This window comes from uncultured Albimonas sp. (genome assembly GCF_963977235.1).
GTDB lineage: Bacteria > Pseudomonadota > Alphaproteobacteria > Rhodobacterales > Rhodobacteraceae > Albimonas.
This window is the reverse complement of record NZ_CAXBOD010000007.1, coordinates 65,372-88,347: the sequence shown is the minus strand read 5'-3', so window position 1 is coordinate 88,347 and position 22,976 is coordinate 65,372. Positions and strand designations below refer to the sequence as shown.

The following is a 22,976-nucleotide window of genomic DNA, read 5'->3' as shown; positions in this document are numbered from 1 at the left end:
TGCGTCACTCCTTATCGGCGCGCTGACGGCGCCAGACCAGAAACAGGGTCAGCAGCGCCCAGCCGAGCGCAGCCAGACACAGCATGTCGAGCAGGATGGCGAAGCGGGGCGCCAGGCCCAGCTCGCCGCCCAGCAGGCTCAGCCCGAGCCACAGCAGCATCGCCGCGGCGATGACGATGCTCGCCAGCCGCGTCTGCGCCCTGTCCCGTTCCGGCTGTTCGGCCACGCGCGTCACCTCTTTCGCCCCGTCCCAGATCCTGTCCTGCGTCTGAGCCCGGGCCCGTCAGTCCCGGCTCTCGCCATGGGTGTCGTTGTGGTCGGGCTCGCGCTCGGCCACCTCTTCCTCCGCCAGCCTGGCGGCCGCCGCGCGCCAGTCGTCGCGCGTCGGGCGGCCCGCGGCGCCGGGGATCTCCCGCTCGACCCAGGCCACCTCGGCGTCGCTCCACTGGGCGATCTGGCTGAAGTGGAACACCCCGTTCTCGTTCAGCCGGGTCTCGATCGCCGGGCCGATGCCCGGGATCCGCTGCAGGTCGTCGGGCTTGCCCTCGACCGCCTCGGCGAGGGACTGGGGCTGCATCGCCTCGAGCTCCTCCGAGCCTTCGGGGCGATCCTCATGATGATGCTCGGAGCCGGGTTCGGGCTGCGGCGGGGGGGCGCTGCGCTGGGGCGCGTCCTGCGCCTTCTCCGGCGCGGGCGAGGCCATGTCGGAGTTGATCATCGAGGCGTCGGCCACCGGCTCGGTCCCCTGGATGCGGGTCTGCCCGTCCTCGAGCGCCACGGCGAGCTGCACCGAGGCGTTGCGGCTGTTGCGGTCCTCCCCCTGCGGGATGATCAGCGAGGTCAGCCCGCCCTTGGGCTCGGAGGCGTAGCGCCCGCCCTGGGGGCCCGGCGTGGGGACGCGGCCGGCGGCGAGCTCGTCGAGGATCTCGGCGAAACGCTCGGTGGTCAGGTCCTCGTAGAAGTCCTTGCCGATCTGGACCATGGGGGCGTTGGCGCAGGCGCCGAGGCACTCGACCTCCTCCCACGAGAACATCCCCTCGCGGTAGGGCGTATGCGCCTTGGGGCCGATCTTCTCCTTGCACACCGAGATCAGATCCTCGGCGCCGCAGATCATGCAGGTCGTGGTGCCGCAGACCTGCACGTTGTAGCGGCCAACCGGGGACATCTGGAACATGAAGTAGAAGGACGCCACTTCCAGAACCCGGATGTTGGCGAGCCCCAGCATCTTTGCGACCGTCTCGATGATCGGACGGGAGATCCAGCCCTCCTGCTCCTGGGCGCGCCACAGGAGCGGGATCACGGCCGAGGCCTGACGCCCTTCGGGGTACTTGGCGATCTGCGTCTTCGCCCATTCCAGGTTCGCCTCGGTGAAGGCGAAGCTCTCGGGCTGTTCGTGGTGCAGGCGGCGCAGCATCAGTGAATTTCCGTGGTGGCGATTTCAGTTACGCAGACGCCGAGGCGCCCGTGCGCGGCCCGACCCGGTTCCGGCTGGCGGGAGGCGACGCTCATCGGTCGACCTCCCCGAACACGATGTCGAGCGAGCCGAGGATGGCCGAGACGTCGGCCAGCTGGTGGCCCTTGCAGATGTGGTCCATCGCGGCGAGGTGCGGATAGCCCGGCGCGCGCAGCTTGGCGCGGTAGGGCTTGTTGCCGCCGTCCGAGACCAGGTAGACGCCGAATTCGCCCTTGGGCGCCTCGACCGCGGCGTAGACTTCGCCCGCGGGGACGTGGAACCCCTCGGTATACAGCTTGAAGTGATGGATCAGCGCTTCCATCGAGGTCTTCATGTCGGCCCGCGACGGCGGCGAGAGCTTGCCGCGGTGCATCACCGGCTCGCCCTTGCACTTGTCGAGCTTCTCGATGCACTGGCGCATGATCTTCACGCTCTCGCGCATCTCCTCGACGCGGCAGAGATAGCGGTCGTAGCAGTCCCCGTTCTTGCCCACAGGGATCTGGAACTCCATCTCGTCGTAGCACTCGTAGGGCTGCGCCCGGCGCAGGTCCCAGGCCATGCCCGAGCCGCGCACCATCACCCCCGAGAACCCCCAGGCCAGCGCCTCCTCCTTGGAGATCACGGCGATGTCGACGTTGCGCTGCTTGAAGATGCGGTTGTCGGTGAGCAGCCCCTCGAGGTCGTCGACGATCTCGAGGAACGGGTCGCACCAGTCCCAGATGTCCTGGAGAAGCTGCTGGGGCAGGTCCTGGTGGACGCCGCCGGGGCGAAAATAGGCCGCGTGCAGACGGGCGCCGCAGGCCCGCTCATAGAAGACCATCAGCTTCTCGCGCTCCTCGAAGCCCCAGAGCGGGGGCGTCAGGGCGCCCACGTCCATGGCCTGCGTGGTCACGTTCAGCAGGTGGTTGAGGATGCGGCCGATCTCGCAGAACAGCACCCGGATCAGCTGGCCCCGGCGCGGGATCTCGACGCCGACCAGCTTCTCGATGGCCAGGCACCAGGCGTGCTCCTGGTTCATCGGCGCCACGTAGTCGAGCCGGTCGAAATACGGCAGGTTCTGCAGGTAGGTGCGGCTCTCCATCAGCTTCTCGGTGCCGCGATGGAGGAGGCCGATGTGGGGATCCGTCCGCTCGACGATCTCGCCGTCAAGCTCGAGCACCATGCGCAGCACGCCGTGGGCGGCCGGGTGCTGGGGCCCGAAGTTCAGGTTGAAGTTGCGGATCCGCTGCTCGGTCGTCTGGAAATCGGAGCCGTCCATGTCAGAGGTTCTCCCTTGCCGGGCCGCGGAAGGCCATGACCCACAGCAGAATGATCGAGACCGGCGGGAACAGCGCGAACAGCGCCAGCCACGACGGCATGCCCGAGCGGGGCAGCAGCTTCCAGAACGGAACCACCACCAGGGCCGCGCCGATCAGCCAGACCAGCCAGCCGCTGAGGCCGAAGGCGAAATAATGGGCCTCGCCCTGCATCACTTCGCCCCCGCCTTGTCGTCGCCGGGCAGGATGTACTCGGCGCCTTCCCAGGGGCTCATGAAGTCGAACTGGCGGTAGTCCTGGGTCAGCTTGACGGGTTCGTAGACCACGCGCTTGGCGGCCTCGTCGTAACGGACCTCGACATAGCCGGTGGTCGGGAAGTCCTTGCGCAGCGGATGGCCGCGGAAGCCGTAGTCGGTCAGGATCCGGCGCAGGTCGGGGTGGCCCGAGAAGTAGACGCCGTACATGTCGAAGGTCTCCCGCTCGAACCAGTTGGCCGAGGGGTGCAGGGTCACGATCGAGGGGACGATCTCGTCCTCGCGCACATGGACCTTCAGACGGATGCGCAGGTTCTGGCGCATCGACAGGAAGTGGTAGACGACGTCGAAGCGCTGCTCGCGCGCCGGCCAGTCGACGCCGCAGATGTCGATCAGCGTGGTGAACTGGCAGGCCGGGTCGTCGCGCAGGAACTTCACCGCCTCGGGCAGCTTGTCGAGCGCCACGATCACCGCGAGCTCGCCCCCCGAGACGGAATGGGACACGACCGCCTCGGGCAGCCGGGCTTCCATCAGGGCGGCGATTTCGGCGAGGGCTTCTGACATCGTTCGGGGATCTCCTGGCTCGGCGGCTGGGGTCCGCCCGCGATCAGCGGGCGATCACCCCCGTGCGCCGGATCTTCCGTTGCAGCTGAAGGATGCCGTAGAGCAGCGCCTCGGCGGTGGGCGGGCAGCCCGGGACGTAGATGTCGACCGGAACCACCCGGTCGCAGCCGCGCACCACGGAGTAGGAATAGTGGTAGTAGCCCCCGCCGTTGGCGCAGGAGCCCATCGAGATCACGTAGCGCGGCTCCGGCATCTGGTCGTAGACCTTGCGCAGCGCCGGCGCCATCTTGTTGGTCAGCGTGCCCGCCACGATCATCACGTCGGACTGGCGCGGCGAGGCGCGGGGCGCGAAGCCGAACCGCTCGACGTCGTAGCGCGGCATCGAGGTCTGCATCATCTCGACCGCGCAGCATGCGAGCCCGAAGGTCATCCAGAACAGCGAGCCGGTGCGCGCCCAGTTGATCAGATCGTCGGCGGTGGTGAGCAGAAAGCCCTTGTCCGCCAGCTCGTCCGACAGGTTGCGCGCGAAGATGTCCTTGTCGGCGCCGGCGGTGGCCGGCTGATACGTCGAGGCCTGGGCGGCGGGGGCGTATTCGCCCTGGGGGCCGGAGGTCTTGGCCTCGGTCCCCTGGCCGGTCGGGGTCACTCCCATTCCAGGGCTCCCTTCTTCCACTCATAGGCGAAGCCGATGGTCAGGACCGCGAGGAACACCATCATCGACCAGAAGCCGAACAGCCCGATGTCCTGGAAGGCGACCGCCCAGGGGAACAGGAAGGCCACCTCGAGATCGAAGATGATGAACAGGATCGAGACCAGGTAGAAGCGCACGTCGAACTTCATGCGCGCGTCGTCGAAGGCGTTGAAGCCGCATTCGTAGGCCGAGATCTTCTCCGGATCCGGTTTGCGCACGGCGAGCACGACCGCCGCGAGGATCAGCACCAGGCCGAGCCCGATCGCCAGAGCGAGGAAGATCAGGATCGGAAGGTATTCACGGAGCAGGTCTTCCATGGGCCCTCCCGCTGGCCGTCCGGGAAGGCGCCGACCTCGGCGCGCCCTCGGCCTTCAGAGACGCGCCACGTCTATCGCCGCGCCGCGGGGCAGTCAACAAAGGGCGGCCCGAAGAAAGCGGCGGATTTGGTGCGGCGAATCCGGCAGATCGGGGCAGGCGCGAGGGCAAGTGGCTGATCGCGCGCGCGAATCGACGGCACGCAACCGCATGCAACTGCATACGGGCGATTTGCTGCGCCGCGGAAGAATCGCGAACGTCGCCAGATCGCCGCCGGGCGCGGGGCGGGAGTCGTCCCGCGCGCGCCTGTTCCGCCGCGATACACGGAGCGATACAGGCCAAGGGGTTGAGAATGCGTTTCGATCCCGAGACGCGGTCGCTTTCGCGAAGAAAGTTCATGGTCCGGGATCAGGTCCCGCCGTCCTCGCGGGACCGGGTGTTCCGGTCCCGCGGGAGGCGTGGGCGGCGATGGCGCGGTTGACGGGGCTCGAACCCGCGACCCCCGGCGTGACAGGCCGGTACTCTAACCAACTGAGCTACAACCGCAGCCGCCGTCCCGGTCTCGCCGGGAGTGGGCGGTTGATATTCGGCCCGGCCGGGGGCGTCAATACCCCTTCGCGCGGAAAATTCGACGAAACCCGCCTGCCGTCGCGGCGGGTTTCCGCCGCCGGCCCGCGCCCCATATGATGGGCCCCGACCGCGCGCCCGCGCGCTTCTTCTCACGCCGCCCCACGGGAGACCCGCATGCTCCGCACGCTCCTCGCCGCCTTCGCCCAGCCCGAGCCCCCCGAGCGGCTGGACACCGAGGACGCGCGCCTGGCGCTCGCGGCCCTGATGGTGCGCGCGGCCCGGGCCGACGACATGTACGAGGCGAGCGAGCGGACCGAGATCCTGGCGCGCCTCGCCCGGCGCCACGCCCTGCCCGAGGCGCAGGCCCTCGCCCTGCTCGAAGAGGCCGAGGCGCTCGAGGCCGAGGCCCCCGACACCGTCCGCTTCACCCGCCTGCTCAAGCAGGCCGTCCCCTACGAGGACCGCACGGAGGTGATCGAGGCGCTGTGGGCCGTGGCGCTCGCCGACGGCGCCCGCGCGCCCGAGGAGGACGCCTTTCTGCGCCAGCTCGCCCCCCTGCTCGGCGTCTCCGACCAGGACAGCGCGCTGGCCCGCCATCGCGCCGCGCGCGACTGACCCGCAAGCGGGGGGCGCGGGCGACCGGCCGGCGCGGGGCGCGCGGGTGACCCGCCGCGGGGACCCTGCCCCGCTCGCGGTTGCAAAACCCCCCGCCGCGCCGCAGGCTCCGCTGCGATCCCCGCCTCTCCTCCTGCCGGAGCCACCGATGACCCATCCCGCCCTTCCCGCCGTGCTCGAGCAACTCGACCAGGATCTCGACGCCGGGCTCGAGCGGCTGTTCCACCTGCTGCGCTTCCCCTCCATCTCGACCGATCCGGCCTACAAGGGCGACTGCGCCGCCGCGGCCGAGTGGCTGGCCGAAGAGCTCAACGGCCTGGGCTTCAAGGCCGAGGTTCGCCCCACCCCCGGCCACGCCATGGTGGTCGCCCATGGCGACGCCATCGCCGAGGACGGCGCCGAGGGCCCCACCCTGCTGTTCTACGGCCACTACGACGTGCAGCCCGTCGACCCGCTGCACCTGTGGGACTCCGAGCCCTTCGACCCGAAGATCGAGACCCTGCCCGACGGACGAAAGGTGATCCGCGCGCGCGGCGCCTCGGACGACAAGGGCCAGCTGATGACCTTCGTCGAGGCCTGCCGCGCCTGGGTGACGGCCCATGGCAGGCTGCCCGCCAAGGTCTCGATCCTGTTCGAGGGCGAGGAGGAATCCGGCTCGCCGAACCTTGTCCCCTTCCTCAAGGACAACGCCCAGGAGCTCTCGCGCGACATCGCCCTGATCTGCGACACGGGCATGTTCGGGCCGATGCAGCCCGGCATCACCACCATGCTGCGCGGGCTGGTGGGCGAGCAGATCACGATCAAGGCCGCCAGCCGCGACCTGCATTCGGGCATGTACGGCTCGGCCGCGGCCAACCCGATCCGGGTGCTGGCGCGCATCCTCGCCTCGCTGCACGACGATCAGGGCCGGGTGCAGATCCCCGGCTTCTACGACGACGTCGACGAGCTGCCCGAGGAGATACGCGCCCAGTGGCAGGCCCTGCCCTTCTCGGCCAAGGACTTCCTGGGCGAGGTCGGCCTGAGCCATCCCGCCGGCGAGCAGGACCGCTCGGCCCTCGAGATGATCTGGTCGCGCCCGACCTGCGAGTTCAACGGCATTTCGGGAGGCTACGAGGGCGAGGGCTTCAAGACGGTGATCCCCGCGGAGGCCTTCGCCAAGGTCTCCTGTCGCCTGGTCAGCCGCCAGGACCCCGAGAAGATCCGCGCGTCGCTTCGCGCCTTCGTCGAGGCCCAGCTGCCCGAGGACTGCACGGTCGAGTGGCATCCCCACGGCGGCGCCGGCGCCACGGTGATGGACTTCTCGACGGCCCCCTTCGCCGCCGCGCGCGAGGCGCTGTCGGATGAGTGGTCCAAGCCCGCGGCCTTCATCGGCTCGGGCGGCTCGATCCCCGTGGCCGGGCATTTCCAGACGCTGCTGAACATGCCCGCGATGCTGATCGGCTTTGGTCTGGACGACGACCGCATCCACTCGCCCAACGAGAAATACGACCTGGAGAGCTTCCGCAAGGGCGCCCGCGCCTGGGCGCGGATCCTCGCCAAACTGGCCGAGAAGGGCTGAGGCCCGCCATCGCGGGACCGAGCGGCCCGCACAGGCCGCGACCGAGAGCGCCCCGGGACCTTCCCGGGGCGTTTCGCGTTCCCGGCGGGCGCGGGGCCTCGGATGCGGGGGGCCTTGCCTTCGACCGGCGCGGGGACAGGCGCAGGGCATGGCGCCGAACTTCCCAGGCCGGGACCGCTCGCGAGCCGGCGAGGCGCGCTTCGTCCCCCGCGTTCAGTGTCCCCGGCGTTCAGTGTCCCCGGCGGCGCCCCCTGCGGCGGGCGGTTGCGGTCTCCGCCGCGGCGACGCCTTCGGCCAGCACGGCGGTCATCGGGTGCTCCGGCGCCTCTGCGGCATAGCGGGCATGCAGGGCGCGAACCGCCTCCGCGTCGCCCTCGGCCTCGCTCCGCCCGAGCGCCCAGTCGAAGAAGATCGCGCGACAGGCGACCGGGTCGATGCCGGGCATCCGGTAGGCCTCGGCGATCAGGTCGCGAGGATCGAGCGGATCGGCGGCGGGGCGAGGCTGGCCCATGGACGGCTCCTGTCAGGGCGGAGGCGCCGCGCGCCTCGTGCCAGACTTCCCTAGCCGCCCCGCCGCCCGCCCTGCAACAGCGGACGCGACGGCGCATGTCGTGACCCCCGCGTTCTCCTCCGAACGGAGCCAGACTCCGGCCCACGAGAGGGGCTCGGATATGAAGCGAAGCAGGTTCGGCGAGGAGCAGATGATCGGCGTGCCGAAGGCGCATCAGGCCGGAGCCGCGGTGGCCGACCTGTGCCGGAAGCACGGGATGTCTTCGGCGACGTTCTGCGCGTGGAAGGCGCGGTTCGGCGGGCTGGAGGGTGAGGCGGATCAGGCGGCCTTCCAGTGGAAGGACGCCCCGCCGAATGATGCGAAGAAGCCGAAGGGCCTCGAGGACGAGACCGCCCGCCCCAAGCGGCTGCTGGCCGACGCGATGCTGGACAATGCAGGTCTGAACGACCTGCTCTCGCGAAAATGGTGACGCTCGCCGCCAGACGCGGCGCGGTCGCACATCTGGTGGAGGCCCCCGGGATGAGCGAGCGTCGGCGTTCCGGGTGATCGGCCCCGATCGGTCGAGCCTGCGCGGTGAAGCCATACGGCCGTAAGACGGCGACCTGAGGGCCCGGCTGAGAGAGCTGGCGCAGGAACGACGACGCTTCGGCTGTCGCCGCCTGCACGTGCTGCTGCGGCGGGAGGGCGTCGCGATGAACCGCAAGCGCGTTCAGCGCATCGACGTCGAAGAGAAGCTTCATGTCCGCCGTCGCGGCGACCGGACGAGGGCCCAGGGGACCCGCGCCTCCATGGCTGTCCCCGATGTGCCGAACGCCCGTTGATCGCTGGACGAGCGTCGCATGATCAGATGACCGACGGGCGGCGGTTCCGGCTGCCGGGGGTCGTCGACGACTGCCCCCGCGAATGCCTGGCGCTGGTTCCCGACACCTCGCTCTCGGGCGTCAGGGTCGCGCAGGAGCTGGATGCCATCGCCGCTCATCGAGGCCGCCCGACGGCCATCGTCAGCGACACCCGAACCGACTTCGCCTCGAACGCGATCCTCGCCCGGGCGGTCGACCGGGGCGTGGCCTGGGAATACATCCCCCCGGGAAAGCCGGTCCGAAACGCCTTCGCCGAAAGCTTCAACGGGCCGCTCAGGGACGAGCGTCTCAACGAGACGCTGTTCCGCTCCATCCGCAACGCCCGTCTGATCCTCGAAGCCTGGCGGCGCGACTTCAACGCCTGCCGTCCGCATTCGAGGCTGGGCTGGCTCACTCCCGATGACCATGCCCGCCGCCTCCGGGGCGAGCTTGAAGCCGACGGCCAGAAGCCGTCAGATCAGCCTCGGATTCCGGTTCCGTCTGGATGAGGCGGGGCGGCGCGGCGCCGGATTTTCAGCTTCGAGCGTCCCGTCCTCAGAGGTCTGAGCAGGGTTCGGCGCACAGTCCGGGAAACTCCAATCTCTGGCGGTCCGGAGCAGGGGCTCAGAGCAGACATGACCCTCCTTGCGCTTCCATGGGGGATGTCATGCGACGCGCCTCGCGGGCCGGGATTCCGTCCGCCCGCCGACCTTGAAGAAGTCCAGCTGTGTTTGCAGTTCGCGCGCCCGCTCGGCGAGCCTTGCTGCGGCGCGGGCGTTCTCCTCGGCCAGAGCCGAGCTTCGCTGCGTGGTCTCGTCCATGTGCGCCACGGCGTCGGTGATCTGCTGCACGCCGCCGGCCTGTTCGCGGCTGGCGCCGTCGATGTTGCGGGTCGACTCGGCGAAGTCCACCGCAGCCGCAGTCAGTTCCTTGAGCAAGACCCCGGTCTCGCCGACAAGATTCACGCCCTCCCGGACGTCGGCGCCGCTCTTCTCGATCACGTCGCGGATGTCGGTCGAGGCGACCGAGGCGCGATGGGCCAGGTCCCGGACCTCCTTGGCCACGACCGCGAACCCCTTTCCGGCCTCGCCGGCGCGAGCCGCCTCGACCGCGGCGTTCAGGGCCAGGAGGTTGGTCTGGAAGGCGATCGAGTCGATCAGCGAAGCGAAGGCGCCGATCTCGCCGGCGTTTCGGTCGATCTTGGTCATCGCCTCCGCCGTGCGGGAAACGACCTTCTCGCCTTGCTGGGCGCGCGCCGAGGATCGGCTCGCGGCTTCGGCCATGTGCGCGGCGGTGGCGGCGTTGGTCTGCACTGTCGCCGACATCTCCTCCATGGTGGCCGAAGTCTCCTCGAGCGTCGCGGCCTGGGCGGTGGCGCGCATCGACATGTCCTCGGCGCCCTGTGAAATCGCGTTGGTGTCCATCGCGATCCCCTCGCCGGCGTCGCGGATGGCGTTCACGATGGTCGACAGGTGTTCGAGGGTCTGGTCGACGTTGACCTTCAGCTCGTGGAACGCGCCGCGGAAGTCGCCCTTCATCCGCCGGGTGAGGTCGCCCTGGGACAAGCCGCCCAGCACCTGGATGGTTTCGCGAAGACCCACCTGCACCGTGTCCAGCAAGCGATTGAGCCCCTCCGCCAGCCTGTTGAGCTGGCGATCGTCGAAGCGCTCGGCGACGCGGCCTTCGAAATCGCCGTCGACGGCGCGATCCACGATCTGGCCGAAGGCGCTCTCGAGGCGCGCCATCATGTCCTCGCGCGCCCGGGCCGCCTGATCCCGCTCGCGAGCGGCCTCGGCGTCGAGCCGGCTCACCTCCTGCGCGTTCCTCTGGAACACGACCAGCGCCGCGGACATCTCGCCGGGCTCGGTGCTGGCGGGGTAGTCGGGCAGCGGACGACCCAGTTCGCCGGCCGCCAGGGCCTTCATCTCGCCGCTCAGGCTGCGCATCTGGACGGTGATCGACCGGGCGACCGCCGCGCCCATGGAAAGCCCGAGAATCACCCCCAGCACGCCTGCAAGAAGCTGGACCATCATCGCGCGCTGGCCCGCCTCGACGATGTCGGATCGTTCGCGCTCCAGGCTCGTCGCCGCCGCCTCGCGCAGCGCCTGGGCGCTGGCGGCGAGCTCGGCCTCAGTGGTCGCGCGCGCCTCAAAGCCTCGGGCCATCGCGCCGGTCAGGTCGTCGAAGGTCTCCAGCTCCGCCGCGATCGCGTCGGCGCCGGCGTCGCCCAGCCCCCGGACCCCGGAGGCGATCTCGCCCGCGCGGGCGGCGAGCGGCGCGGCTGTCGCAGGGTCGCGGGTCGACAGGAACAGGCTTGCGTCCCGCTGCAGACGCGCGAGATCCGCGGCGATGCGTTCCAGGTCGCGCGCCCGTGCGATGGCCTCCTGCGCCGAGGCCGTGAGCGGACGCGAACGGGCTGCGGCCTCGGACGCCGCGTCGCGCTGCAGGGCCAGGAGCTCGTCGGAGATTCGCGCGATCACGCCGGCGCCGTGCAGCAGTCGCACCTCGGCCGCGACCACGCGCGCGGGCGGCGCGTCGGGATCCTCGCTCAGCACCAGCCACTGGCCGAGCACCCCGGCGACCATCCGCGCGGTCAGCTGCAACCGGTCGCGCCGCGCCTCGCCCAGCGCTTCGCCGGCCGCCTGCGAGACCTCCACGATCGCCGCGGCGAGCGCGTCGCGCGAGGCCTCCAGCGCCTCCAGGTCCCTCGGTTCTCGCGTGACGGCAAAGCGATTCGCGTCGCGCTGGAACAGGATCGCGGCCCGGGACAGCGCCTCGGCCGCCTGGATCCGCGCCTGGATCTCGGTCTCCTGGAGTTCGATCTCGCCCACCGTGCGCGCCGCCTCGGCGGCCTGGCCGGTCAGCTCGGTCGCCAGGTCGCGCAGCTGGCTCGAGGTCGCGTCGACCAGGGCCGCCATCCGCGTCTCGCCTGCGGCCGTCGTCTCGTCGACCGCGACCAGCGCGTCGACGCGGGCCTTGAGCTGATCGAGCGCCATGCGTCGGTCCGCCGTCGCGCCGGCGCCGTCGTCCACGCCGTCCAGCGCGGCGATGGCGCTGCGCGCGTCGGCGCGCGCCTGTTGGGTCGGACGTGCGGCATAGATCGCGGCCGCGGTCGCGGCCGCGTCGACCTTGTCGCGGGCTTCGTTGAGGTGACGCAGACGCTCGACTCCGCGGGACGTTGTGCTGGCGGTCAGCCATCCCACGACGCCGATCGCGGCAACGAGAACGACGAGCACGGCGAAGCCTCCGCCAATCCTCGACCCGATGCGCATTCGACTCAGCATCTGGAGCTTCTCCCTCACTGCGTTGCCCGACATGGCGCACGGATCGCCAGCAGGAGAGCTCGATAAGGGCCGCGCCTTAAGCCGAAATGAATCTCCGGGTTCATCTTCGGGAAACCTCGGTCGATCATCTTCGAGCGCAACGATGATCTTCCGGGAGAGCCTCGATGCGCCTGATTCTGCTCGCCATGCTAATGGCGCTGCCCGCGGCGGTCTGTTCGGCCGCGAGCGTCGGCGTGGCCTACATCGGTCAGTCGGGCCAGGCCGAGCGGACCCTGGCCGGCTTCAACGAACGCATGCGCGAGATCGCGCCCGAGATGACGATCGAGACGCGCGCCGGGCTCGCCGACGAAGACGCGCTCGCCCGCACGGTGGAGTCGATGTCCCTGCGTCATGACGGCCTGATCCTGGTGCGGTCCAACGCCTCCCAGTGGCTGGCCGCGAACCGGACCACCGTGCCGACGTTCATCGCCGGCGGGAACCATCCGCCGACCCTGGGCTCTGTGCTGAACATGGATGCGCCCGAGGGCAACGTGACCGGCGTCACCTACTTTCTCGACCATGCCACGGTGATGGAGATCTTCGTGGCCCTCGCGCCGCAGGCCCTGACCTGGGAGCTGTTCACCCAGGCCGGGCATCCCGCCGCGCCGATCGACTCGGAGGGCGTGGCCGAGGCCTGCGTGGCCGTCTTCATCTCCTGCGCCTCGACCGAGCTGTCCGCCGCCAGGGACCTGGCGCCGGCGATCCGCGCCTCGAAGGCCGAGGCTTTCCTGATCGGCAACCAGGCGCCGCTCTACGACGACCCGGCGCTGTTCGCCGAAGCGCTCGAGGCCGCGGGCGATCGGCCGATCTTCTCGTTGAACCAGAAGCCGGTGGAGATGGGCGCGCTGGCCAGCATGTCGGCGAGCGATCACAAGCTCGGCCGGATGCTGGCCGAGCAGGTCGTGGCGGTGCTGCGCGACGGTCAGCCGATCGCCATGACGCCGATCGGGCGCGACGCCGAACCGGTGCTGGTCATCAATCCGGCGACCATGACGCGCCTGGGCCTGCATGCGCCTCGCCAGTTGCTGGCCATCTCGGAGAGCGTCGGAGGCTGAGAGGGCCCAAGCGCGATCCTGTTGCTCAACGTCTGAAGCCGGGATCCGATCCTGGCATATGCCATGTCCGTCAGCAGAACCGGCGCGGGCGGCTCGTCCGCCGTCATCAAACGTGCGCAGCAGCGATAGTCGGGCATCTGGCTGCCGGTGATCAGCGCCGCTCGCTCGCCTTCGGCACGGGTGGGACGATCTCGTCGCGGCCCCTCTTCATGCCGTCGCGTGGAATGCGCGCTCGAAGCGCGACGGGCTTCAAAGCTCCCAGGGTGGCCGGGCTCTCGGTGCGGTCCATCATCGGGCGGCCTTCCAGAGGCTGTCACAGCGGGCGCAATCGGCGACCGGTTCCCGGGCGAGGCGTCGTGCCGAAGGCGCGCCCCCTGGCGAAACGCCTCCGAGGCCATGATCATGGCCGGCGGCCCCGGCTCGCGCCGGCAAGGTCTGTGGGCGGGCCAGGATCTCGAGGCTCACGTCGGCCGAGCGGACGCCCTCCGCGAACGCCCCGGCCCGAGCCGCCGTCACGGCCTCGATCCCCACGTTTCAACGGAGCCGGCATCGGCGAGGGCAACCTAGGGACGGTCATTCTGACGTGTCGATCTGTCTGGCTCGGCCTCTCATGCGCCGAGGGGCTGCAGTGGCGATCCGAGCGCGTTCGAGACGGCCGCTCATCGCCACCTGTCGAGGGTGGCGATGAGCGGTGAGGGTGATCGGGGCGCGGGCGAGGCAGGGGATCCGCTCGTCGTGCCGGACGCGGCGGCGTCACTCCCTCATCGAGGCACGCTCGTCGGCGGCGAATGACGACCAAGCCGCTTGTTCGCAGGGGCGTCGGACACGTCGCGAGGGAGATGGGCTTCGTCCTGCGCTCAACCGACCTGTCGCCCGACGTTGCCGCCGTCGACGAAGACCGGTTCGATGGAGGCCAATGCGTGGCGGGATCGCGTCAGGACGCCGCGAGCAGCGTCGCGGGCCTCGACCCGGGCGGCATGGAGCCCCGCCCCCAGGTGCGGAACCGAGAGGCGCAGACGTCTGGAGGCGCCGTGCACGCGGTCCTGACACTCGGGAAGGCGAACGCCGCCTCCAGTCGCTCGGCCTGGCGCCCTCTTGAGAGCCTTGGCGCGGTGGCGGCGCGCCCGCCCTGGGCTCTCAATAAATGTAGCGGATATGGTCCATCCAGAAGCGCTCGACGCGGGTGAGCGTGGCGTTGGCGTCGGGGAGGCGGGTCTGGCCGGCCATGGCGTCGTCCGCGAGCGCGGCGGCGTGGCGGTTGAACAGCTCGGACACCGTGTCGTGGATGAAGCGGCCGCGGTCGGTCAGGCGGATGCGCACCGAGCGGCGGTCGACCTCGGACCGCTCATGGTGGAGGTAGCCTGCCTCGACCAGCTTCTTGAGATTGTAGGAGACGTTGGAGCCCTGGTAGTAGCCCCGCGTCTTCAGCTCGCCCGCCGTCACCTCGGCGTCGCCGATGTTGAACAGCAGCAGCGCCTGCACCGCGTTGATGTCCAGCAGACCCAGCCGCTCGAACTCATCCTTGACCACGTCGAGGAGCAGGCGGTGCAGACGCTCCACCTTCGCCAGGAGGTCAAGGTAGCATTCCCGGTACGCCATCGGGTCGGGCGCCGAGGCCTCCCCCCGCATCGCGCCGCCGGATCCGACGCCTGTCATGGACTTGGTCGCCTGAGCCGCCTTGGCCATCGCTCGACTCTCCCCGAAGTGAACCTTCGAGGGGAAATTGAGAGCAAAAGCGAAACATGAGGTTAACGCAGCATGAGCGGGACGCGTCGACTTCACGGCGGGCCCGATATTCCGGGCCTGCCGCGTCTTCGCGCCGGGGCCCCGCCTCCGGGCTCTGGTCCTCAGGCCAGGCCGTGGAACCTGCGCACTTCGGCCAGCGCCGGCTCATGCTCGGCCGGCGCCTCGCGCGCGCGCGAGACCCAGAGGTAGAGGTCCTGGTCGTTCTCGTCCATCAGCGCCTCGAGCGCGTCGAGGTCGGCGCGCTCGCGCCCCTCGAGCAGGGCGTCGGCGTAGGGGCCCAGGATCATGTCCATCTCCTTGGTCCCGCGTCGCCAGCCGCGAATCTTCAGCCGGCGCAGGCGCGCCTCCGGGGTCGCGGTCTCGGGGTTCATCGCGGATCCTCCTCGTTCCACAGCCAGGCTGCGCCGCGCACGCCCGAGCTGTCGCCATGCACGGCCCGGCGCACGTCGGTCTCGACCACGTCCGAGAAGACGTAGGGCAGCATCGCGGCCCGCGCGCGGGCGGGCGCGTCAGGCAGGTTCGACAGGCCCCCGCCCAGCACGATCACGTCGGGGTCGACCATGCCGGCCAGCAGCGCCAGCGCCCGGCCCCAGCGGTCGTAGAGGCGGTCGAAAGCGGCCTGCGCGTCGGGGTCACCGGCGATCTCCATGTCCACGAGGTCGCGGGCCGAAGGCCCGTCGCCCTCCCCGGCGCCGACCGCACGGGCGAAGTCCGCCTCGAGCCCGGGGCCCGAGATCCAGACCTCGAGGCAGTTGCGCCGCCCGCACCAGCACTTGGGGCCGGGAAACTCGTCTTCGCGCGCCCAGGGAAGGGGCACGTGGCCCCATTCGCCGGCGATGCCGTTGCGCCCGCCCCAGGGGCGGCGGTCGATCACCAGGCCGCCGCCGACGCCGGTGCCGTTGATCGTGCCGAAGACCACGCGGCCGTCGGCCCCGGCGCCGTCCACCGCCTCGGACAGGGCGAAGCAGTTGGCGTCGTTCTCGATGCGCACCGGGCGGCCGATGGCGTCGGCCAGGTCGCGGTCGAAGGGTTTTCCGAGCAGCCAGGTGGCGTTGCCGTTGCGGACCGTGCCGTCCCTGGGGGACAGTGAGCCGGGGATTCCGATGCCGATGCCGGGCGCCCGCTGGCCCGTCCCGGCCTCGAGCGCGGCGACGAGATCGGCGATGGCGCGCACGGTGCCGGCGTAGTCCTGGCGGGGCGTGGGCGCGCGCAGACGGGCGAGCTCGGCCCCCGCGGGGTCCAGCGCCAGGCCCTCGATCTTGGTTCCGCCGAAGTCGATCCCGATGCGCATGCGCGGCCTCCCTGCCCCCGGCCGGTGGCGGCCGGCCCGTCCCCAGTGGAACGGTCCCGAGCGGTAGCCGAGCCCGCCGCCGCAGGCAAGGCCGCGGCGGCCGCGCCCGGCTCAGCCGGTCTTGCCGCTCTCGCGGATGCGCTTTTCCAGCCGGGCGAGACGGTCGAGCAGGCGGCTCTGAGCCACCCGGATCTCGCGCATCTCGGCCAGCACGCCCTTGAGCTCGCCGTCGGCGTTCTCGTCGGGCGAGACGCCGCCCTCGCCCTGCCCGGTCAGCAGCCAGATCATCGAGACGTTGAGGATCCCCGCGATCATCTGCAGCTTGTTCGCCCGCGGCTCGGAGCGGTCCCCCTCCCAGTTCTGGATGGTCGAGAGGCGCACGCCCGAGCGCGAGGCGAGCTGCGCCTGGCTCAGCCCCAGCGCCTCGCGCGCGGCGGCCAGCCGGTCGCCGAAGGTGGCGGCCTCGTCGCTGTAATAGTCGTCGTCCGTCATCTGAATTCCTTCCCCTCCGGAGAGCGGGAGACTCGGCCCCCTTGGCCGCAGTCTGCACCGGACCGAAGGTCGCACCCGCGCTCCCCCCGACCACCTGAGGCGCGAAAGCGGCGGCGGGAAGGGAGGGGGGGGGTGGGCGCGCCTGCCTGCCGGCCGGTCGACAAGCCGGCTCGACAGCCGCCCGCCCCTGGCGCAGGATCCGGGTCGCCGGGCGCGCCTCGCGGCGCGACAAGACCGTCGAGAGACGGCGACCGGCGGGAGGAGACGACGATGCGGATGAGCGACCGGGCCTGGGCGGAGATGATGCTGCTGGGCGTGATCTGGGGCGCCTCGTTCACCATGGTCGCCGTGGCGATCCGGGAGATGGGGCCCTTCCAGGCGGTGCTGTGGCGCACCGGGCTGGGGGCGGCGGTGCTGTGGGGGGCGGTGGCGCTGATCGGCGCGCGGGCCCCGATGACCTGGCGCTTCTGGGGCGCCTGCGCGGTGATGGGCGTCCTGAACAACGTGATCCCGTTTTCGCTGATGGCCTGGGGGCAACAGAGCATCGAGAGCGGTCTGACCTCGATCCTCAACGCCTCGGCAGCCGTGTTCGGGGCGCTGGTCGCCGCGGCCCTGCTGCGCGACGAGCGGCTGACCGCGCGGCGCGCCGTGGGGGTGGCGCTGGGGGTGGCCGGGGTCGCCGCGATCACCGGGGTCGAGGCGCTGTCGGGCCTCGATCCGCGCAGTCTGGGCCAGATGGCGGTGCTGGGCGGCGCGCTGAGCTACGCCTTCGCCTCGACCTGGGCGCGGCTGACGCTGGGCGGGCCCTCGCCCATCGCCTCGGCGGCGGGGATGTGCACGATGGCCTTTCTCACCATGATCCCGCTGACGCTGTGGTTCGAGGGGCCGCCGCCGCTGGACCTGTCGCCCGGCGTCTGGGCGGCGGTGGCCTTCTACGGGATCGCGGGAACCGGGCTCGCCTATGTCATCTACTGGCGGCTGATCGCCAACGCGGGCGCGGCCAACGCGCTGCTGGTGACGCTGGTGACGCCGCCTGCGGCGATTCTCCTGGGCTGGCTGCTGCTGGACGAGACGCTGCCCGCGCACGCCTACCTCGGCCTCGGTCTGATCGCCTCGGGTCTCGCGGTGATCGACGGTCGGCTGCTGAGGCGGCTTCGTCGCCGACGCGGCGCCGAAATCGGCTGAAATCGCTCTCCGGAGGCCGGAAACGCCGGCTTCCGCTTGCCCCCGCGCGCCTCCGGGCCTATCAGACCGACGCCCCAACGAGGGGCGAATTCAACACCCGGGAGCACCCACATGGCCTTTCTCGCCGACAGCCTCGCCCGCGTGAAGCCCTCCGCCACCATCGCCGTGACCAACAAGGCGCGGGAGCTGAAGGCCGCGGGCAAGGACGTCATCGGCCTCGGCGCCGGCGAGCCCGACTTCGACACGCCCCAGCACATCAAGGACGCCGCCAAGGCCGCGATCGATCGCGGCGAGACCAAGTACACCGCGGTCGACGGCATCCCCGAGCTGAAGCAGGCGATCTGCGAGAAGTTCGAGCGCGAGAACGGCCTGAGCTACGCCCCCTCCCAGATCACCGTGTCCACGGGCGGCAAGCAGGTGCTCTACAATGCCCTGATGGCGACCCTGAACCCGGGCGACGAGGTGCTGATCCCCGCGCCCTACTGGGTCAGCTACCCCGACATGGTGCTGCTGGCCGGCGGCGAGCCCAAGCCGATCGAGACTACGATCGACACCCACTTCAAGATGACGCCCGAGCAGCTCGAGGCGGCGATCACGCCGAAGACCAAGTGGCTGATCTTCAACTCGCCCTCCAACCCCTCGGGCGCGGGCTACACCCATGACGAGCTCAAGGCGCTGACCGACGTGCTGATGAGGCACGACCACGTCTGGGTGATGACCGACGACATGTACGAGCATATCGTCTACCCGCCCTTCGTCTTCGTCTCGCCCGCGCAGGTCGAGCCCGGCCTCTATGAGCGCACGCTGACCTGCAACGGCGTCTCCAAGGCCTATGCGATGACCGGCTGGCGGATCGGTTATGCCGGCGGGCCGGAGGCGCTGATCAAGGCGATGGCCAAGATCCAGTCGCAGTCGACCTCGAACCCCTGCTCGATCTCCCAGCATGCCGCGCTCGCCGCGCTGACCGGGCCGCAGGACTATATCGACGAGAGCCGGGTGGCCTTCCAGCGCCGCCGGGACCTGGTGGTGGCGGCGCTGAACCAGTGCGAGGGGATCGTGTGCCCCGAGCCCGAGGGCGCGTTCTACGTCTACCCCTCGGTCGCGGGCTGCATGGGCAAGACCGCCCCCTCGGGCAAGGTGCTGGAGAGCGACGAGGACTTCGTGACCGAGCTGCTCGAGACCGAGGGCGTGGCGGTGGTCCACGGCTCGGCCTTCGGCGCCGGCCCCTGCTTCCGCGCCTCCTACGCGACCTCCGACGAGTCCCTGACCGAGGCCTGCAACCGCATCCGCCGCTTCTGCGGCGCGCTGAAGTAAGCGTCGGGCGCATCGTCGGAACCGACCGGAGCGGCCCTCGGGCCGCTCCGTTGCGTCTTGGGGCGCGTGGCGGGCGTCAGCCCCGGCGGCGCCGCGCCAGCGCCTCGGCGCATTCCTCCACGAAGGCGACCGTCTGCCGGGCGACCGTCTCGGGCGCGTAGACGCGCAGCGCCTCCTGGCGGGCGGCCTCGCCGATGCGGCGCATGCGAGCCGGGTCGTCCAGCAGCGTCTGGCAGGCGGCGGCCAGCGCGGCGGCATCCCCTGGCGGCGTCAGCACGCCGGAGCGCCCGTCGTCCACGATTGAGGGGATTGCGCCCACGCGGGAGGCTACCAGCGGCGAGCCAGCCGCCATCGCCTCGAGCACCGTGTAGCCGAAGGTCTCGTAGCGCGAGGGAACGACTGTGAGCGCGTGGCGAAGACGCAGGCGGGCCACCTCCTCGCGCGCAAGCTGGCCCCGCACGTCGATGCGCGCCCGGGTCTCGGCGGGCAGCGCGGCAAGCGCCTCGGCCAGCGAGCGGCGCCCGAGGCCGGGCGTCTCCACCCCGCGATCCGGGCCGACGAAGGTCAGCCAGGCGTCCGCGCCGCCGGCGATCAGCCGCGCAAACGCCTCCAGCGCCACGTCGCCGCCCTTGTGGCGGTCGAACCGACCCACGAACAGCAGGCTGCGCCGCTCGCGCGCGTCGAGGCTGTCGAAGTCGATCCGGGGCCCGGCGACGATCGCGTTGGGGATCATCGCGCGCGGCGTCTCGTCGGGGACCTCGGCGCGCGCGATCATCCGGTCGAGCACGTCGCGCGAGGGCGCGGCGACGCCGCCGCTGCGGCGCAGGCCTTCGGCCTCGAGGCGGATGCGCTGGCGGTCGGCCTCGGTCGGCGCCAGGCCGGAGAGCCCTTGGTGGATGTCCCACGGGCCGTGCAGCACGGTGATCACGGGAACCGACAGGCCCGCCTGCGCCACGCCGGCCCAGCCGTAGGTCTCTTCCATCAGAAAACCGCGGACGCCGCGGGCGCGCACCAGCTCCTCGCCCAGCCGGGCGAGGCGGACGCCGTCGCGCGCAAAGAACGCCTCGGCCGGCTCAAGCCGCCGCAGGAGACGCTTGAGCAAGCGCTCGGGCGGGTGGGGCGGCAGCGGCACGGCGTCCGAGCCGGGCTCGCGCCGGCCCGAGATCACCACCGCCCCGTGGCCCGTCGCCTCGAGCCCCGCGCGCAGGTTGGCGACCGCGGTGACGATGCCGTTGGGGGTGTCCGCGCCCGGCCAGGCCGGACTGGTCAGGCCGAGCAGCATCGCCGGACCCTCCCCAACGGCGCCCTCAGACCTGCGCGCCGAACTGGGTGCCGGCCTTGGCGTCCGCCTCGGGCTTGGACCAGTCGCGCTTCACGCCGAGCTTCAGCAGGAAGAACGCCGCGATGAAGATCGAGGAGTAGGTGCCCACCACCACGCCCCAGATCATCGCGAAGGTGAAGCCGCGGATCACCTCCCCGCCCAGGACATAGAGCGCCACCAGCGCCAGCAGCGTGGTGCCCGAAGTCATCACCGTCCGGCTCAGCGTCTCGTTGATCGAGAGGTTGAGGATCCCCGCCAGCGGCATCTGCTTGTACTTGCGCAGGTTCTCGCGCACCCGGTCGAAGACGATCACCGTGTCGTTGAGCGAGTAGCCCACGATGGTCAGCAGCGCCGCGATGATCGAGAGGTTGAACTCGAGCTGCATCACCGAGAACAGACCCACCGTCAGCAGCACGTCGTGCAAAAGCGCGATCACCGCGCCCAGCGCGAACTGCCACTCGAACCGCAGCCAGATGTAGATCAGGATCGCGCAGATCGCGAGGCCCAGCGCGAGCGCGCCGTCCACGATCAGCTCGCCCGAGACCTTGGGGCCGACCACCTCGACGCGTCGGAACTCGATCCCCTCGAACGCGGCCGAGAGCGCCTTCTGCATCTCGCCGACCACGGCCATCTGCGCGTCGCCGTCGCCCTCGACCGTGCCGATGCGCAGCAGCACGTCCGAGGGCTGGCCGAACTCCTGCACCTGCACCTCGCCATAGCCGAGGTCGGAGGCGGTGGCGCGGATCGCGCCGATGTCGGCGGGCCCCTGGGTGCGGGCCTCGATCATCGTGCCGCCGCGGAAGTCGATGCCGAAGTTCAGGCCCATGACCACGACCAGCACCAGCGAGGCGAGGATGCCCGCCACCGACAGGCCCGCGGCCCACTTGCCCAGCGACATGAAGTCGAAGGACGTCTCCTGGGGAACCAGCTTGAGGCGCATTGCTCCCTCCTCAGACCTTGAGCGTCTTGGGCCGCGCCCGGTCGAACCAGGCGGCGACCATCAGGCGGGTGACCATGGTGGCCGAGAACACCGAGGTCACGATCCCCAGCGCCAGCGTCACCGCGAAGCCCTTCACCGGGCCCGAGCCCATGAAGAACAGGATCGAGGCCGCGATCAGCGTGGTCACGTTGGCGTCGATGATCGAGGTGAAGGCGCGGGCGTAGCCGGCCTCGATGGCGCGCGCGGGTCCTCGGGCGGTCTTGAGCTCCTCGCGTATCCGCTCGAAGATCAGCACGTTGGCGTCGACCGCCATGCCGATGGTCAGCACGATGCCCGCGATGCCCGGCAGGGTCAGCGTGGCCCCGATCAGGCTCAGCAGCGCCATCAGCATCGCCACGTTCAGCAGCAGCGCGATGTTGGCGAAGAAGCCGAACATCCCGTAGCTGACGAACATGAAGATCAACACCGCCGCAAAGGCCACGACCACCGCGAACTCGCCCGCCGCAATGGAGTCGGCGCCCAGATCCGGGCCGACGGTGCGCTGTTCGAGCACCGTGATCTCGGCGGGCAGCGCGCCCGCGCGGAGCAGGATCGCGAGCTGGCTGGCGGTCTCGACCGTGAACGAGCCCGAGATCTGGCCCGAACCGCCGGTGATCGCCTCGCGGATGGTGGGCGCGGTGATCACCGCGCCGTCGAGCACCACCGCGAAGGGCCGCCCGACATTGGCCGCCGTCACCTCGCCGAAGCGGCGCGCGCCGGCGACGTCGAAGCGGAAGTTCACCACCGGCTGGCCCGAGCGGCTGTCGAAGCCCGGCTGGGCGTCGGTCAGCCTGTCGCCGGTGATCATCGCCGTCTCGTCGAGCAGATAGAACATGCCCGGCTGTTCGGCGTCGGGCAGTTTCTCCTGACCCGGAGGCGGGGTCGAGTCGGCGTCCTGGGTGGTGCCCTCGACCATGTGGAAGGTCAGCTTGGCGGTGGTGCCGATGATCGCCAGCACCTCCTCGGCCGAGCCGACGCCGGGGACCTGCACCAGGATGCGGTCGGCGCCCTGGCGCTGGATGGTCGGCTCGCGGGTGCCGGTCTCGTCGATGCGGCGACGCACGATCTCGAGCGACTGCGCCATGGTGCGGTCGTCGATGGCGGTCTTGGCCTGGTCGGTCAGCTCGGCGGTGACGACGGCGCCGTTGACCGAGACCGACAGGTCCGGCCCGCCGCCGCCCAGAAGACCGGCGTTGACCGGCTGGGCCAGCCCGCGCAGCGCCTCGGCGGCCGCGTCGGCGCCGGCGGCGTCGTCAAGCCGGATCTCGAGCGCGTCGGGGCGCTCGCCCACCCGGCGGAAGGCGCCGACCTGCTCGCGCAGGTCGCGCAGCACGCCGCGGGCCTCGGGCCACAGGGCGTCCATCCGCTCCTCGTAGACGTCCGCGACGTGGACCTCGACCAGCAGATGCGCGCCGCCGCGCAGGTCGAGCCCGAGGTTCACCAGGTCCGAGGGCGCCCAGGAGGGCCAGGCCGAAGCCTTTTCCTCGAGCTCGGGCCCGTCCCGGCCCGCCTCGATGGCCGCGCGGGCGTCGTTGGCCTGCTCGACCGTCGGGTAGAAGATGTTGGGCGCCGAGAACACGACGCCCGCAAGGCAGACGAGGATCACCATCGCCGCCTTCCACGTGGGGAACTGGAGCATGGGCC

The 22,976-nt window shown here is 70.8% G+C and carries 22 protein-coding genes, 1 tRNA gene and 2 pseudogenes; 6 read left to right on the top strand and 19 right to left on the bottom strand.

The genetic code is table 11. The annotated features are described in order from the left end of the window. Positions 1-4: 4 nt before the first annotated feature. The 8 genes from AAC134_RS06710 to AAC134_RS06675 all read right to left on the bottom strand — a co-directional run bounded on the left by AAC134_RS06710 (position 5) and on the right by AAC134_RS06675 (position 5,079). Positions 5-226 carry a DUF5337 family protein gene (locus AAC134_RS06710; RefSeq protein ID WP_339948295.1) on the bottom strand — a complete coding sequence of 74 codons (222 nt, stop codon included), beginning with the start codon at positions 224-226 and terminating at the stop codon, positions 5-7. A 57-nt stretch (positions 227-283) separates the two neighbouring features. Continuing rightward, positions 284-1,414: an NADH-quinone oxidoreductase subunit NuoE gene (gene nuoE, locus AAC134_RS06705; protein WP_339948294.1), complete on the bottom strand. Its 1,131-nt coding sequence runs from the start codon at positions 1,412-1,414 to the stop codon at positions 284-286. 91 nt (positions 1,415-1,505) lie between these two features. After that, complete coding sequence (locus tag AAC134_RS06700) at positions 1,506-2,711, bottom strand: NADH-quinone oxidoreductase subunit D (protein WP_339948293.1); 1,206 nt, start codon at positions 2,709-2,711, stop codon at positions 1,506-1,508. Position 2,712: 1 nt separating this feature from the next. Beyond that, complete coding sequence (locus AAC134_RS06695; RefSeq protein WP_339948292.1) at positions 2,713-2,922, bottom strand: hypothetical protein; 210 nt, start codon at positions 2,920-2,922, stop codon at positions 2,713-2,715. After that, positions 2,922-3,527: an NADH-quinone oxidoreductase subunit C gene (locus AAC134_RS06690; RefSeq protein WP_339948291.1), complete on the bottom strand. Its 606-nt coding sequence runs from the start codon at positions 3,525-3,527 to the stop codon at positions 2,922-2,924. Before AAC134_RS06690 ends, AAC134_RS06695 begins: the two co-directional genes overlap by 1 nt. Positions 3,528-3,570: 43 nt before the next feature. After that, positions 3,571-4,179, bottom strand: a complete 609-nt coding sequence (locus AAC134_RS06685) for an NADH-quinone oxidoreductase subunit B family protein (RefSeq protein WP_339948290.1) — start codon at positions 4,177-4,179, stop codon at positions 3,571-3,573. Beyond that, on the bottom strand, positions 4,170-4,535 hold the full coding sequence (locus tag AAC134_RS06680) for an NADH-quinone oxidoreductase subunit A (protein ID WP_339948289.1): 366 nt from the start codon (positions 4,533-4,535) through the stop codon (positions 4,170-4,172). Before AAC134_RS06680 ends, AAC134_RS06685 begins: the two co-directional genes overlap by 10 nt. Positions 4,536-5,002: 467 nt before the next feature. Beyond that, positions 5,003-5,079, bottom strand: a tRNA-Asp gene (locus AAC134_RS06675). 198 nt (positions 5,080-5,277) lie between these two features. Here AAC134_RS06675 and AAC134_RS06670 point away from each other — a divergent pair. Then, the gene (locus AAC134_RS06670) at positions 5,278-5,718 is read left to right on the top strand and encodes a TerB family tellurite resistance protein (RefSeq protein ID WP_339948288.1); all 441 of its coding nucleotides are present in this window, start codon (positions 5,278-5,280) and stop codon (positions 5,716-5,718) included. 148 nt (positions 5,719-5,866) lie between these two features. Continuing rightward, positions 5,867-7,276: a dipeptidase gene (locus tag AAC134_RS06665; protein WP_339948287.1), complete on the top strand. Its 1,410-nt coding sequence runs from the start codon at positions 5,867-5,869 to the stop codon at positions 7,274-7,276. A gap of 229 nt (positions 7,277-7,505) precedes the next feature. Here the strand turns inward: AAC134_RS06665 and AAC134_RS06660 are convergent, their stop codons facing one another. Further along, a complete protein-coding gene (locus tag AAC134_RS06660) occupies positions 7,506-7,787 on the bottom strand; it encodes a hypothetical protein (protein WP_339948286.1) in 282 nt (93 codons plus the stop codon). Positions 7,788-7,947: 160 nt separating this feature from the next. Here AAC134_RS06660 and AAC134_RS06655 point away from each other — a divergent pair. Then, a pseudogene (locus AAC134_RS06655) lies at positions 7,948-9,135 on the top strand (IS3 family transposase). Positions 9,136-9,291: 156 nt separating this feature from the next. On the opposite strand, the gene AAC134_RS06650 reads toward AAC134_RS06655, so the two are convergent. Continuing rightward, a complete protein-coding gene (locus tag AAC134_RS06650; RefSeq protein ID WP_339948285.1) occupies positions 9,292-11,862 on the bottom strand; it encodes a methyl-accepting chemotaxis protein in 2,571 nt (856 codons plus the stop codon). Between the two features lie 212 nt (positions 11,863-12,074). On the opposite strand from AAC134_RS06650, the gene AAC134_RS06645 reads away from it, so the two are divergent. Continuing rightward, complete coding sequence (locus AAC134_RS06645; RefSeq protein WP_339948284.1) at positions 12,075-13,004, top strand: ABC transporter substrate binding protein; 930 nt, start codon at positions 12,075-12,077, stop codon at positions 13,002-13,004. Positions 13,005-13,155: 151 nt separating this feature from the next. Here AAC134_RS06645 and AAC134_RS06640 read toward each other — a convergent pair whose 3' ends face one another. From AAC134_RS06640 to AAC134_RS06615, 6 genes and pseudogenes are all read right to left on the bottom strand, one after another. Beyond that, positions 13,156-13,296 carry a hypothetical protein gene (locus AAC134_RS06640; protein ID WP_339948283.1) on the bottom strand — a complete coding sequence of 47 codons (141 nt, stop codon included), beginning with the start codon at positions 13,294-13,296 and terminating at the stop codon, positions 13,156-13,158. Next, positions 13,293-13,532, bottom strand: a pseudogene (locus tag AAC134_RS06635) (hypothetical protein); the annotation flags it as partial. The gene AAC134_RS06640 and the pseudogene AAC134_RS06635, both read right to left, overlap by 4 nt. A gap of 609 nt (positions 13,533-14,141) precedes the next feature. Further along, a complete protein-coding gene (locus tag AAC134_RS06630; protein WP_339948319.1) occupies positions 14,142-14,603 on the bottom strand; it encodes a winged helix DNA-binding protein in 462 nt (153 codons plus the stop codon). Positions 14,604-14,851: 248 nt separating this feature from the next. Next, positions 14,852-15,121: a succinate dehydrogenase assembly factor 2 gene (locus AAC134_RS06625; RefSeq protein ID WP_339948282.1), complete on the bottom strand. Its 270-nt coding sequence runs from the start codon at positions 15,119-15,121 to the stop codon at positions 14,852-14,854. Next, positions 15,118-16,041, bottom strand: a complete 924-nt coding sequence (locus AAC134_RS06620; protein ID WP_339948281.1) for an ROK family protein — start codon at positions 16,039-16,041, stop codon at positions 15,118-15,120. Before AAC134_RS06620 ends, AAC134_RS06625 begins: the two co-directional genes overlap by 4 nt. Positions 16,042-16,152: 111 nt before the next feature. Further along, positions 16,153-16,533: a helix-turn-helix transcriptional regulator gene (locus AAC134_RS06615; protein WP_339948280.1), complete on the bottom strand. Its 381-nt coding sequence runs from the start codon at positions 16,531-16,533 to the stop codon at positions 16,153-16,155. A 276-nt stretch (positions 16,534-16,809) separates the two neighbouring features. On the opposite strand from AAC134_RS06615, the gene AAC134_RS06610 reads away from it, so the two are divergent. Together AAC134_RS06610 and AAC134_RS06605 are read left to right on the top strand one after the other, a co-directional pair. Continuing rightward, positions 16,810-17,718 carry a DMT family transporter gene (locus tag AAC134_RS06610; RefSeq protein ID WP_339948279.1) on the top strand — a complete coding sequence of 303 codons (909 nt, stop codon included), beginning with the start codon at positions 16,810-16,812 and terminating at the stop codon, positions 17,716-17,718. Between the two features lie 111 nt (positions 17,719-17,829). Then, positions 17,830-19,032: a pyridoxal phosphate-dependent aminotransferase gene (locus tag AAC134_RS06605; RefSeq protein WP_339948278.1), complete on the top strand. Its 1,203-nt coding sequence runs from the start codon at positions 17,830-17,832 to the stop codon at positions 19,030-19,032. A gap of 76 nt (positions 19,033-19,108) precedes the next feature. Here AAC134_RS06605 and AAC134_RS06600 read toward each other — a convergent pair whose 3' ends face one another. The 3 genes from AAC134_RS06600 to secD are packed head-to-tail and all read right to left on the bottom strand — an operon-like array spanning position 19,109 to position 22,971. Then, positions 19,109-20,314: a glycosyltransferase family 4 protein gene (locus AAC134_RS06600; protein ID WP_339948277.1), complete on the bottom strand. Its 1,206-nt coding sequence runs from the start codon at positions 20,312-20,314 to the stop codon at positions 19,109-19,111. Positions 20,315-20,339: 25 nt separating this feature from the next. Then, positions 20,340-21,293 carry a protein translocase subunit SecF gene (secF, locus tag AAC134_RS06595; RefSeq protein WP_339948276.1) on the bottom strand — a complete coding sequence of 318 codons (954 nt, stop codon included), beginning with the start codon at positions 21,291-21,293 and terminating at the stop codon, positions 20,340-20,342. A 10-nt stretch (positions 21,294-21,303) separates the two neighbouring features. Next, positions 21,304-22,971, bottom strand: a complete 1,668-nt coding sequence (gene secD, locus AAC134_RS06590; protein WP_339948275.1) for a protein translocase subunit SecD — start codon at positions 22,969-22,971, stop codon at positions 21,304-21,306. Between the last annotated feature and the right edge of the window lie 5 nt (positions 22,972-22,976).